Here is a 12,770-nt window from a genome sequence, read left to right as displayed (position 1 = left end):
GCAAGCGCGGGCGGGATGACGGGGCTCCCGAGGAGTACGGGTCCGGCATCGACTGGAACGAGTTCCACATGCCAACCCGGTACAGACAGTGAATAATGCTAAGAGCACACTTTTTGAGCCTTAACCCGCAACACCGCTCTCAGCCAAACGACCACATGCCGCACAATAAAATATCCCCCGAAGTTTGCATGCAAAGCAGAGGCCCGGGGGATTTCGCATTGCCTATGATAGCATGTACTTTCCCAAAGAGAAGGATTTATTTGCAATGAGCACACCACCGGCCGAGGAGCGGAAGCCGCATGTCAACGTCTATCTCGATCTTCACCGCAAAGGAGCTCCTCAGTTTTTAGCCGCCAAAGTGTTCAAAGGCATTGCCGATGGAATCACTTCCTTCAAATTGAGAGTGCGACCGGGACAGAGCGCTTGCTATCCCAATATTTGCGTTCCTATTGCGGGCATCATCGATTATTTCACCATTGAGCATGGCTGCTCGTTTTCTCCCGCAGCTAGCTGGAGAAACGCTCCTGTTCTCAATCAATCAGAAACCATCCATCCTTATGTTCACGATCCCCTTGCTTCCCCCTCCAGTCACCTCAGCAAGGTATGGAAGTTCTCTTCCGACGACCATTATGATGTCGTTCACGGCATTATTGGCTCCATGCAGCGGGCCGGCGAAATGCCCCGAGGAGTTCTACAGGGACTTGAGCTCGCTCTCTATGAAGTCACCGACAACATTCTCCTCCACTCTCAAGACGAGACCAACTCGCCCAATGCCGCTGGTTATGTAATGGCCCAGTACCATAAATCGGAGCAGAGGATCGCCGTTGCCGTCTTTGACCTGGGTCAGGGAATCCCCTCCTCCCTGGCAAAGGGAGGGATTCGGGCGAGCTCTCCTTCGGAGGCCCTTAGCGCAGCCATTCAGCGCGGTGTCGGCGACGGTGCAGGAGCTGGCAACGGACTTTGGATGATGAAGCAAATCGTCAGCTGCTCCTCCGGCTCCTTCGAACTGACTTCTGACGGAGCGCGCTATGCCGTGCGGCACCACCAGAATTCGGAAGCCGCCGTGCCCGCCATTTCCGCAGTAACCCCTTTCAAGTCGGGCACGACTCTGGTCGATTTTCAACTCCACACATCACGCCCTCTTGATATTCAAACGGCGCTCAATGCCGACCCCGTCAACCTTTGGGTAGATAATCATCTGATCGACCTGCAAATTCCCTCAAACCAATCCAACGAAGCACTTCTTATCTCAGTTGCCCAAGAATCTCGCGGCTGCGCCAGTCGTTACGAGGCGAAAGCCTTTGCCAACATAGCTGGGAACCTTATGGAATCGGCCCCAGGCATTTGCATACTAAACTTCAATGGCATCTCCATGGTAAGTGCGTCTTTTGCGGACGAACTTCTCGTACGCCTCATTGACCGATTCGGCATCATCACCGTCATTCAACGACTCAACTTCCAGGGCCTTACCCCCACAAATGCGGCAATGTTCGACCACTGCTTCCAAGGACGCCTCTTTGGGTCCAGCCCTCAAAGCGAATCCCACTGATCCCGAGAACGAAGAGGGCGCTCAAAGAGGCGCCCTCGTCTCATGGGTTTACGCGCTCGTCTCGACAGCCGCCCCGGGCGATGCCGGTGGCGCGACCGTGCCGAGACCTGGCTGGCAGTTCCCTACATGCCCTCGCTCTCGAAGCGCTTCTTCAGGGCCTCCTGGTGGATGGCGTGCTGCAGGGCCACTTCCCGGGCCACGATGCCGTCCCTCACCAAGCGGTACAGGCTCTGGTCCATGGTGCGCATGCCGGCTCCGGCGCTGCTGGCGATGACCGAGTCGATCTGGTGGGTCTTCTCTTCGCGGATGAGGTTGCGGATGGCCGGCGTGGCGGTCATGATCTCGAAGGCCGGCACGATGCCGCCGTCCACCGTGGGCACCAGCTGCTGGGACACCACAGCCTGCAGCACCATGGACAGCTGCATGCGAATCTGGCGCTGCTGGTTGGCGGGGAAGGCATCGATGATGCGATCCACCGTGGAGGATGCGCCTGTGGTGTGCAAGGTGGAGAACAAAAGCTGGGCCATCTCGGCGGCGGTCATGGCCGTGCCGATGGTCTCCTGGTCGCGCATCTCGCCAAGCAGGATCACATCGGGGCTCTCGCGCATGGCAGAGCGCAGGGCCTCGGCGTAGGTGGCCACGTCCGAGGGAATCTCGCGCTGGGTGACGATGCAGCCCTCGTGGCGATGCACGTACTCGATGGGGTCCTCCATGGTGATGATATGGCCGCAGCGCGCCTTGTTCAGTTTGTCGATGATGCAGGCGAGCGTGGTGGACTTGCCGGCGCCGGCCGGGCCGGTCACGAGCACGAGGCCCTTCTGGAAGTCGGCGCAGGCCATGACATCGTCGGGAATGTGGTAGTCGGCGGGGTTCGGCAGCGTGAAGGGAATGACGCGGATGACGGCGCCCAGAGAGCCGCGCTGGCGGAACACGTTCACGCGGAAACGGCCCATGCCGGCCACGGCGAAGGAGAAGTCGTCATCGTGGTTGTGGCCCTCGACGAATAGGGCCATGTCGCGACCGGACAGCCCGTAGATGGCCTCCACGAGCGCCCGGGTGTCGGCGGGCATGAGCGGCGCCATGTCCATGCGAATCTGGCGGCCGTCGGCAGTGTAGGTCAGCGGCAGACCGGCCACGATGAAAACGTCGGAGGCCTTCTTGTCGATCATTTCCTGCAGCAGTGTCTTCAGTTCCATAGGTTCGCTTTCTCCTATCTCTAGCCGAGCCACAGGGTTTCGCCTGTGCCGTCGTCAATCCATTGGGTCGTCATCTTCCATTGCTCTATGCGATAGGTGCCGTCGTCGTTCAGGCGCAAGGCCAGAGCCAGGGTGCGGCCGCTGTCCATGGCGAACGTCGCGGAGATGAGCTCGCCGTCGAAGGTGCCGGATGCCGTAATGGAGCCGGCGCTCCCGTCGCCATCGACGATGGTCACACCGGCGGCCGGGGCTGTGGTGCCCGAGGGGGTCTCGTCCTCGATGGTCTCGCCGGCCGGGGCGGCGTCGGGCGCGGCGGTCGCGGCGGCGCCGTCAGCGCCGGGGGCCGCGGCCGTCGTTTCCACGCCGTAGTCCGCGAGCACCGCTTCCAGAGCCGCGGCATCGCCAGTCGCCAGGGAGCCGTCCACCGCCGCCAGGAACTCCTGTCCCCGCACCTCCAGCTGGTAGGTTTCCGTAGTGGTGGCCGCCTGGCGCTCGGTGACCGAAAGCTCTGCCCGAGCCGTCGTGACCGACAGCACGGCCAGCACTGCCAGGCACAAGATGATGATGAGGGTGAACAGGCTGATAGGGCCGATGCGCACCGATCCGTGGGGTCTAGCCATGGGACACCTCCCCTTCGGTCGGAGCCGCTCCCGCACCATCGGCGGACGGGAGGGCGGGCCGAGTGCCGGCGCTGGCCACGTAGCGGGCCGTTTCCACGGTGTACACGGGCTCCTCTTCCCAGCGCTCGAAGACAGCACCCTCGGGATCGTTGATGACGTAGCCCTCATCCGCCGCCTGCTCCCGATCGGTGAGCACGCGCTCCTTCCACACGGTCAGGGTCAGCCGATGCAGCAGGCCGCCCTCGGTGGGCTCGGTGGCGAAGGTGCACTCCGCGCGGAGGATACCGGAACCGCTCTCCACCGCGTCTAGCGGGCAGGAGAACCACCGGTCGGCCGCCGGGTCGGCGGCGTAGGCCTCCTGGAGGACCACCGGGTCGGCGGCGAATTCTTCCGCCACGTTGGAGGCCAGAACCAGAGCACCCATGAGGTCGGTGCTCTGAGCGCCGGCGGCGTCGGCGTCGGCGTTCAGATCCATGAGCACCGCCAGGGACCCGGCCAGGAACACGAGCAGCAACAGGGCCTCCACGATGAAGGCGGCACCGGGCCACACCCGGCGCTCGGCCCGGTGGCGGCCCACGTACTCGTGATAGCGCTCCAGGCGCTCATCGCCGGCCGCCACGCCCCGGGCGTGGGAGGCCACCGAGTAGTCGGCCATGGAGCGGCGGGCATTTCCCCGAGCCATCAGCGCTCACCTCCCCCGCTGCGCAGGGCCACCGCCGTGGCGCCGGCATCGGTCTCAATGGTGAGCAGACCGTCTTCGTAGGAGAACGCGAACACCGAGGAATCCACGATGGCCGTGGCCTTCAGGGGATCGTAGGGGGCATCGGCCAGGGCGTACTCTTCCATAATGGTGCCGTCGTAGCGGTACAGCCGCGTCTCGTACACGCCGCTGGGCAGGGTCTCACGCAGCACAAGGGCCGGTCCTTGGAAGAGGCTGCGGCCGTCCTCTGCAGCGGCGGCCGCCTCAAAGCCGTCGGCGCCGGCCACTTCCACGGACACCGCATCCTCGGTCACCCAGGCCCGGGCCACGGCGTCGATCTGGTCGTTGGCCCGCACATCGTTGGCCAGCAGCGTCAGCGACAGGCGCTGGTTGTCGGCGACGGCCCCCTCCTGGTGCAGAACCCGGTACACGCCCGTGCCCACGAGGATGGCCATGAGCAGCGTGGCCACGAACAGCGCGAACAGAAGCCCCGTGAACACGCGGCCGAAATCGCGCTCCTGGCGACGGGGGCTGCCGCCGTAGGCCTTCGCGGTGCCCGGACCATCGGCCCCGGGCATACGGGCGGGATTCCACGGGCTCATCGGGGCCTCACCTCCACGCTCGGCGGCTGATTAGCGGCGAAGGCCTCGTAGGTGACCACATAGTCGGCATGGTTCACAATGAGCCCGTAATGCTCTTCCAGGTAATCGAGACTCGCAGGATAGGCCCCCTCCACAGCGGCGCACTGCATGGCAGATTCCAGCACGGCGTTGCGCACCGACACGGCGCTTTGGGCCGCAGTCTGGGCGTTTGCCGTATCCCAGGCGAACCACAGCACCGCAGCCAGCACACAGGCCGCGACGACCGCCACCGTGCGCCGAGCGCGGTCCCTTCTCATCTGGGCTGTCTTCCCGTGGATCATAGGGCTATCCGATCGATCCCATGATGCCGATGAGGGGCATCATGACCGAGATGAGCGTGGCGCCCACGGCCACGGTGAGGAAGGCGGCCAGGGCCGGTTCGATGTTGTCGATGGCGGAGTCGATCTGCAGGATGGCGTCGTCGAAAAAGTTGGCCGACAGGCGATCGAGGGCCGCGTCCAGGGAGCCCGACCGCGTGCCGATGGTGAGCATGCGGGCGTGAATCTGCTCGAATACCGCAGCCTCGCTGATGGCCTGGGCCAGGGAGCGCGGCTCGTCGCTGTCGATCATGAGGGCATAGGCGCCGGCGGCCTTGCGCTTCAGGCCGGCGTGCTCCACCACTTCCATGGCCTCCTTCATGGCCGTGTCGGTGTTCACGCCCGAGGCGGTGTAGGCGGCCAGGGCCGAGGCGAAGCGGGACACGGCCAGCTGCTCCATGGCCCCCTTCGTAGCGGGCACCTTCTCGAACAGGCTCATCACCGCCATGCGGCCGGCCTCGGAACGGCAGGCAATGACGGCGCCGAGGGCCACGATGGTGCAGGCCAGCGTCACGCCGAGGGCCACCCAGCCGATGGCCACCGACAGCCCCACGGCCCCCGAGGAGCCGTTGGTGAGCGAGCCGGCGATGGAGACGTACACGTCCTCGAACACCGGCAGGATGATGATGACCGTGAAGGCCAGGATAATGGACATGATGCACAGCAGCGCCGCCGGATAGCCCACCGCCGAGCGGATCTTCGCGAACAGGCGGTCCTCCTCGTCGTAGTAGACGCCCAAGGAGCGCAGCACTTCCTCGGTGCGGCCGGCATTCTCGCCCACCCGCACCATATCCACGGCATAGCGGGGGAAGGCCCCCGACGCCTCCATGGAGCGGGCCAGGGTCTCGCCCGCGTTCAGGCTGCGGTACACCGTCGTGCAAGTAGCCTGCAGCGCGGTGTCGCCGATGTCCTCGGACAGCATCCCCACCGCCTCGTCGGTTTGGATGCCCGCCGCCAGCATCATGGCGACGCTCTCGCAGAAAAGGCTGATGCCCGCGCTGTCGAGTTTCGGTTTGGCCATGTCCTTTTGCCTCTCCCTAGTACGTGTAACGGTCGGTATAGCCGGTCCCATCGCCGATGGTGCTGCTCGCGCCACTGGCGGCGAAGGTCAGATCCACCCGGGTCCAGCTGTTCGGTTGTATGCTAATTTCCACGCTCACCCATTCTCCGTCAATATATACCATGTTCCAAGCGTGATAGATGTCATCGGGGGCAACGTAGCCCGTTATGAGCTGACAGGGAATGCCCAGGGAGCGCAACATGGCGGCACCAAGCGAGGCGTAATCGAAGCAGATGCCCGTGCCCGCGGCCAAGGTGGCGTCGGGATCGGGCACGTAGCCGGTAACCGAGGCCAGCTCGGCGGCCTTATCATGGTCGTAGGAGATGTTGGCCACCACCCACTGGTAGATGCTGCGCACCACGTCGCCCTGGTTGGCAGCGCCCTGGGCCAGCTCGCGGGCCTTGGCCACCACCGCCGAGGACTCGTCGTAGTTCACGAACATATTGGGCACGAGGAAGGGAGCCTGCTCGCTGGCCAGCGACACGTCGGCCGTGGTGGCGAACAGCTCGACGTAGTTGTTGCCCGAGGTGTTCTGCATGACGCGGAAGCTGTAGGAGCCGCTGCCCATGTTGAGAGGCGCCACGATGGGCGTGCCATCGCTGGGCAGATCGTAGTTGTAGCTGGCCTCGCCCTTGCTCACCTGGAACTTGAGCCGGCTATCGCTTTTGGCCGACGCCCCCACGTAGCCGTCGGCCACCGCCGAAACGTCGATGGAGCAGCCGTTGCCGGTTTCGGCGAAGTCTCCGTGAAAGGCAGAGAGAGCCACCGAGCCCGGGACCGTGAAGGCCGGGCCCGCCGTAGTGCCCCCGTCGCCCTCGGCCGCCGGCTCCGAAGCGCCCGGGGCCGCCGGCGTGCCGCCGCCCCCGCCGCCATCGCCGCCGGAGCCGCAACCGGCGAGGGCCGTCGCGCACAGCAGCAGCGCCAGGGCGGCGGCCACCGGAGCGCTATGGCGACGCAGATGAGCCATGGCCCTACAGCCACTCCTTCAAGGTCTTCACCAGCAGCTCAATTTCCATGGGCTTGGACATATGGGCGTTCATGCCCGCTGCCCGGGCCCGGGCCACATCGTCGGCGAAGGCATCGGCCGTCAGCGCCACCACGGGAATGGTGCCCAGATCGGGCCGGGGATCGATGGCCTCGCCGTCGAGACCCGTTCCCTCAGCGGCGGCGCGGATGGCGCTCGCGGCCTGGTAGCCGTTCATCACCGGCATCTGAATGTCCATGAACACCAGGTCGTAATGGCCCGGTTCGGCGCGCAGGAGCGTCTCCACGGCAACACGGCCATTCTCGGCGTGATCCACTTCCAGGCCGGTCATGCCCATGATATCCAGAGCGATGGCCGCGGCGATGGAGTTGTCCTCAGTCAAGAGCACCCGGTGTCCGCTGAAGTCGCTCTGCTGGAGCACCTCGTACTCACTGGCCGGCTCGACCTCCTCGGACACCAGCAGCCCCCTCATCACATGGACGAGGCGGCTGCGGAACAGCGGCTTGGCAATGAAGGCGTCCACGCCCACGGCGCGCGCCTCCTGTTCCACGGCAGTCCAATCGTAGGCCGACAGAATGATGATGGGCATATCGTCGGACACGATCTCGCGGATCTCCTGGGCCGCTTCGATACCGCTTTTGCCGGGCATCTTCCAATCCAGGATGATGGCCACGTAGCTGCGGCCGTTCTTCTCGGCATCGCGCACGGCGGTCACAGCGTCGTCGCCCGACATCACGTAATCGGGTTCCATGCCGATGGAGCGCAGCACCTCGCACGCGCTCTCGGCAGCCGCCTCCTCGTCATCGGCCACGAGCACGCGCAAGCCCTCCAGGGGCGTGAGATCCTGGTCGTCGCCGTCGCGCAGCTTCATGTACACGGTCACCGTGAAGGTGGTGCCCTCGCCGAGCTTGCTCTTCACGTCGATAGTGCCGTTCATGAGGTTCACCACCGAGCGCACGATGGACATGCCAAGGCCGGTGCCCTCCACTTTGGTGACGCGGGAATCGTTGGCCCGCGTGAAGGGCTCGAATACCGTCTTCACGAAGTCCTCGGACATGCCGCAGCCCGTATCGGAGAAGGTGAACTCGTAGCAGCCCGACCCCTTCACCCGGCTGGGAAGCTCCTTGATGCGCAGGCTCACGGTGCCCCCCTCGGGGGTGAACTTCACCGAGTTGCCCATGATGTTCACGAACACCTGCTGCAGGCGCATGGGATCGCCCACCACATGCTCGTGCTTGATGTCGGCAATCTCCACCTTCAGGTTCAACTTCTTGTCGTTGATCTGCGGCGTCATGATGGACAGCAGGCTCTCCACGGTCTCGGGCAAATCGAAGTCCTCCTCGGACAGGCCCAAATTGCCGCTCTCGATCTTCGCCATATCGAGCACCTCGTTGATGAGGCCGAGCAAATGTCGGCTCGAGGTGGTGATCTTCGTGAGGCAGTCCTTCACCCGCTCCGGATCGTTCACGTACATGGAGGCAATGGCCGTCAGCCCCATGATGGAGTTCATGGGCGTGCGAATATCGTGGCTCATGGAGTTCAGGAAGTCGGTCTTGGCGCGGCTGGCGCGCTCAGCCTCGTTGAAAGCGTCCTGCAACGCGTTGTGCTGGGCGATCTCGCGCTCCTTCACATCGGTCACGTCCTGAACTGACAAGAGCACGCTCGTCACCACGCCGGAGCCGTTGCGCTGCAGCGGGATCATGGAGGCCTGGTTCCATTTCACCTCGCCGGTCTCCTGATCCTTAAGGCGATATTCGAAGTGTAGGTAGGGCACCTCGGGCGTCAGATGCTCGCGGACGTACTCGGGCGTCAGCTCCGCCTTCATGCGCTCGCGCTCGCCATCGTCGCAGAAGCGCGTCTCCCAATAGTAGCGGAACATGTGGTACTCGCCGTTGCGGGGCAGATCGTCCTTGATGCCCTCGTCCTTCAGGTACTCGTAGGTGTTGTTCTCCAGATCGATCACAGCGAAGCGCTGGAACAGGGCCAGCGATGAGTATACGATGCTCGTCACATGCTCGCTCTCGCTGATGAGCTTACGGCGCTGGCGCATAGTCTGCACGAGCAGGAAGCCCGCCACCAGGGCCAATGCACCGCCCACCAGGGCTACCAGCATGAGGCCGGCCAGATTGGCGCGAGCCTGCATGGCGTCGGTGATGGAGGCGGGGAAGGTGCGCATGAGCATCCAGTCGTAGTTGGCCACCTGCATCACATAGGCCGTGCCGGAGCCAGAATCGCCCTGGTAGCTGAAGGTGACCGAGGTGCCGTTGCGGAAGGCCTCTTCCAGCTCGGTGCGTGAGATGTTACCCGAGCCCTCCCCTTCCAGGTACAGATCGACGGCGTTGCGCACGTTGTTGCTGTAGGTGGTGGAGGAATGGGCCACCACTGCGCCGTCGCGGTCGACGAGGTAGGTATTGGTCTGCTCGTCGAAGATGTAGGTGCGCAGGAACTCCTCCATGGAGCCCTCGCGGTAGGCGCCGCTGATGACGCCGACTACCTCGCCCTGGAAGTACAGGGGCGTGTAGAAGATCACGGACAGATCGTCATAGAACAGAGAGTGGTCGGTGGCGCACACCCCCGAAGCGCCCTCCATGCCCTGCAGATAGTACTCGCGGTCGGAGGCGTCGCCCTCTTTCCCCGTGTTGTCGAAGGTTCGGCCGCCGGCCAGGGAAATGGTCGTGTAGTCGAACTTCGTGTAGTCGGCCAGCTGCTTGATGCTGTCGACGTCGATATCCTCCACGCTCTCAAGCGTGCTCTCGTACATGGAGGCCAGCAGCTTCACCTCGGTCTGCGAGTCGGTCATCCACTCGTTGATGCGGCGGGCCGACTGCTCGGTAGATCCCTGGAGGTACTTGGCGTTCTGCTCGGAAATGCGCTCGTTATTCATAGAGGTGAACAGGACGAATGCGGCAATGACCACGGCCAGGGCGGCCAGGATCACGATAATGCGCCCGCGTCTTACTTTGTTGTCAGTTCCAGTCATTCGTCTCAGTTCCTTTCGGAAGTCGTGCTGCGGCTTCCTCGGCCTCGTGCCTCCACGGCCCCGCCGGCGTCGGCGCGGACCCTTGCGATGCCCTCCCTACTTATATAATGGCGATGGAATCCACCACGAGGCTGTGGGCTGTGCGTACTGCCGGCAGCAGCTCGGGCACGGCGGCCAGGTCGGCGGGGGTGCCGGCATCGTCCAGACGCAGAGCGTCGGACAGGGCACAGGAGGCCTCGTACAGCGGGGTGAAGCCCAGATCGCGGCTCACGCCCTTCAGAGTGTGGGCACCGCGGTAGGCCTCGGGGAAATCACCGGCTTCCAGGGCATTCTCCAGCGTTTGCAGGGAGGTGTCCTGCAAGAAGATCTTCGCGAACTTCTCGATGCGCTCGTCGGTCAGCAATCGGCCGCGCACGGTTTCCAGATCGCCGCCCATGGCAGCATAGGCAATTTCCAAAGACATGATGTTCTCCTTTAACGTGACCCTCCCCAGCAGTCTACTGGTCTGAATCGTTTCTGTCTATGCCCGAAAGTGCCGTGCAGGGCTCATCGAGAGAGAACGCCCGCTCTTGGTCACTCAAATCGTCGTAGAAGACGTAGCCGCCACGACCATCGCGCTTCTTGTGGTAGAGGGCCACATCGGCGCGGCGGAACAGCTCGTCGTAGCCGCGCACGCCGCCATCGGTGGTGGCCACGCCCATGGACACCGACAGCGGGAAGCCCTCGAACTCCCCTTCCAAGGACCGATGGATGCGCTCCACGAGGGGACGCGGGTCCACCGAGCAGCCCATGCACAGCAGGAACTCATCGCCGCCCACGCGGGCCACCACGTCATCGCTGCGCACGCTGTCCCGCAGGCGGTCGGCGAAGTGCTGGAGCACCCGATCACCGAACTGATGGCCGTGGGTGTCGTTGGCCTGCTTGAAGAAGTCCAGGTCGCATACGATGAGCACGTGCCGATCATCATGGCGGTCGCACTCGCCTTCCGCGCCCAGGCGCTCGGTGATGACCTTGCGGGCAAACGCCCCGTTCACCACCTCGGTCAGAGGATCGTGGTAAGCCTTGAACTGCAGGTCGTGAAGCTCGGCCTGGCGGTCGTCGATATCGACGAACTTGCCGAGAGACCCCAGGTACGTGGGGGGATTCTCGTCGGACCACAAAGCCCGGGCAAGAACGTGGAGCCAGCGCGTTTCGCCGCCCACCGTGGCCTCCATCTCCATGTCGACCAAGGGTGCCTCGGGCGTAGTCGCGCGCAGGCGATGGCATAGGTCGCGCAGGTTCCCAGCGCCGAACACCGCGCAGAAGGCCTCGTCCTGGTAGGGGTCCATGATGATCTCCGGAAGCCCCAGCTTGCGGTCGCCCCAGTCGGAAAGCACGATCATGGGAGGCTCGGCGGTGTACTCGAACTGCACCTCGTTGCTCATGGACGCGAAGAAGTGGTACTTCATGCGCTCGTAATCCAGCAGCTCCAGGGTGCGGCTCGAGGCCTCGGCCTCGCCGGCCTCGCGAGCGGAATCCACCACGCGCAGGCTATCCACGGATATCTCGCGACCCGTGACGCCACGGTTCAGGCGGCTCTCCAGGTCATCGGCCACCGCGGTGAGGCACTCTAGGATGAGCGGGTTGAAGGCGCCGCACTCCCCCTCGCGAATCATGCGCAGGGCCTCGTCGTGGCTGAAGGGGGGCTTGTACACTCGAGCGCTCGTAAGGGCGTCGTACACGTCGGCCAAGGCCACTACCTGGGCCGAAATGGGAATCTCGTCGCCGGCTAGACCGTCGGGGTAGCCCCGCCCGTCCCAGCGCTCGTGGTGCCAGCGGCAGATTTCGCGGGCCAGCTTCACGAGCTTCTCGTCTTTGTACAGCTCCAGATCGTCCAGCATGTCGCTGCCCACGGCGGAGTGGGTCTTCATGATGGCGAATTCCTCGTCGGTGAAGCGGCCCGGCTTGTTCAGCACCTCTTCGGGAATGGCGATTTTGCCGATGTCGTGCAGGGACGAGGCCATGGTGATGAGCGAGATGTCCTCGGCCGTGAGGGCGTACTGGTCGGTCATGGCCGTAAGCTGGGTGAGGATCATCTCGGTCATGGCCTGCACGTTCAGCACGTGCATGCCGCTCTCGCCGTTGCGGAACTCCACGATGTGCGACAAGATGTACACCATGAGGTTGTTGGACTTCTCGCGCTCGTAGACCTGATCGGCCACCATGCCCATGAGCGTGCGCTGCTTCTGGTACAGCATGAGGGTGTTCATGACGCGGCGGCGCACGATGTTCACGTCATAGGGGCGGTTGATGAAGTCGGTCACGCCCAGCTCGTAGGCCCGCTCGATATAGGCGGCATCGGATTCGGCGGACACCATGATGACCGGGATGTCCTTGATCCACCCGTTGCGGTTCATGACCTCCAGCACATCGAAGCCGTTCATCTGGGGCATGACGTAGTCGAGCAGCACGAGCGAGATGCCCGTACCCTCCTTCTGCAGCGCCGCCACGGCCTGCTTGCCGTCCTCAGCCTCGATGATGCGGTAGGCATCGCCGATCATGTCGGCGAGCAGAGCCCGATTGAGCATCGAGTCATCGACGATGAGGATCGTCTGCTTGCTATGGTTCAAGCTCGTAGCGATGGCTAACTCCTTCCATCCCGGGCTTCGCGCTCGCGTGCTCCCGCATTCGAGCTCCCGTTTACCGATGGGGCGCTGGCGCGTCCCCGCAATCCGAGGGGCGT

The 12,770-nt window shown here is 63.9% G+C and carries 11 protein-coding genes; 1 reads left to right on the top strand and 10 read right to left on the bottom strand.

What is annotated here, in order from left to right:
- The first annotated feature begins 265 nt into the window (after nt 1-265).
- Nucleotides 266-1,549 carry an STAS-like domain-containing protein gene (locus F8D48_RS02215; RefSeq protein WP_151429782.1) on the top strand — a complete coding sequence of 428 codons (1,284 nt, stop codon included), beginning with the start codon at nt 266-268 and terminating at the stop codon, nt 1,547-1,549.
- 122 nt (nt 1,550-1,671) lie between these two features.
- Here F8D48_RS02215 and F8D48_RS02210 read toward each other — a convergent pair whose 3' ends face one another.
- From F8D48_RS02210 to F8D48_RS02165, 10 genes are all read right to left on the bottom strand, one after another.
- A complete protein-coding gene (locus F8D48_RS02210) occupies nt 1,672-2,745 on the bottom strand; it encodes a type IV pilus twitching motility protein PilT (protein WP_135970281.1) in 1,074 nt (357 codons plus the stop codon).
- Between the two features lie 20 nt (nt 2,746-2,765).
- Nucleotides 2,766-3,365, bottom strand: coding sequence for a S4A5 electrogenic sodium bicarbonate cotransporter 4 (locus F8D48_RS02205; RefSeq protein WP_151429781.1), 600 nt, complete (start codon nt 3,363-3,365; stop codon nt 2,766-2,768).
- Nucleotides 3,358-4,047, bottom strand: coding sequence for a hypothetical protein (locus F8D48_RS02200; RefSeq protein ID WP_151429780.1), 690 nt, complete (start codon nt 4,045-4,047; stop codon nt 3,358-3,360). Before F8D48_RS02200 ends, F8D48_RS02205 begins: the two co-directional genes overlap by 8 nt.
- Nucleotides 4,047-4,667: a DUF4860 domain-containing protein gene (locus F8D48_RS02195; RefSeq protein WP_240806179.1), complete on the bottom strand. Its 621-nt coding sequence runs from the start codon at nt 4,665-4,667 to the stop codon at nt 4,047-4,049. Before F8D48_RS02195 ends, F8D48_RS02200 begins: the two co-directional genes overlap by 1 nt.
- Nucleotides 4,664-4,963 carry a hypothetical protein gene (locus F8D48_RS02190; RefSeq protein ID WP_240806178.1) on the bottom strand — a complete coding sequence of 100 codons (300 nt, stop codon included), beginning with the start codon at nt 4,961-4,963 and terminating at the stop codon, nt 4,664-4,666. Before F8D48_RS02190 ends, F8D48_RS02195 begins: the two co-directional genes overlap by 4 nt.
- 28 nt (nt 4,964-4,991) lie before the next feature.
- Nucleotides 4,992-6,044: a type II secretion system F family protein gene (locus tag F8D48_RS02185; RefSeq protein WP_135970277.1), complete on the bottom strand. Its 1,053-nt coding sequence runs from the start codon at nt 6,042-6,044 to the stop codon at nt 4,992-4,994.
- Nucleotides 6,045-6,060: 16 nt separating this feature from the next.
- The gene (locus F8D48_RS02180; protein WP_151429779.1) at nt 6,061-7,050 is read right to left on the bottom strand and encodes a transglutaminase-like domain-containing protein; all 990 of its coding nucleotides are present in this window, start codon (nt 7,048-7,050) and stop codon (nt 6,061-6,063) included.
- Between the two features lie 4 nt (nt 7,051-7,054).
- Nucleotides 7,055-10,048: a hybrid sensor histidine kinase/response regulator gene (locus F8D48_RS02175; protein WP_151429778.1), complete on the bottom strand. Its 2,994-nt coding sequence runs from the start codon at nt 10,046-10,048 to the stop codon at nt 7,055-7,057.
- Nucleotides 10,049-10,148: 100 nt separating this feature from the next.
- Nucleotides 10,149-10,511 (bottom strand): Hpt domain-containing protein, encoded by a 363-nt coding sequence (locus F8D48_RS02170; protein ID WP_151429777.1) that lies wholly within the window; start codon nt 10,509-10,511, stop codon nt 10,149-10,151.
- Between the two features lie 34 nt (nt 10,512-10,545).
- Nucleotides 10,546-12,657, bottom strand: coding sequence for a bifunctional diguanylate cyclase/phosphohydrolase (locus F8D48_RS02165; protein WP_205717309.1), 2,112 nt, complete (start codon nt 12,655-12,657; stop codon nt 10,546-10,548).
- Between the last annotated feature and the right edge of the window lie 113 nt (nt 12,658-12,770).

It is taken from the genome of Adlercreutzia muris (genome assembly GCF_008831045.1).
GTDB classification, from domain to species: Bacteria; Actinomycetota; Coriobacteriia; order Coriobacteriales; family Eggerthellaceae; genus Adlercreutzia; species Adlercreutzia muris.
Note: the sequence above shows the minus strand (reverse complement) of the source record. Positions and strands in the feature narration are given on the sequence as shown.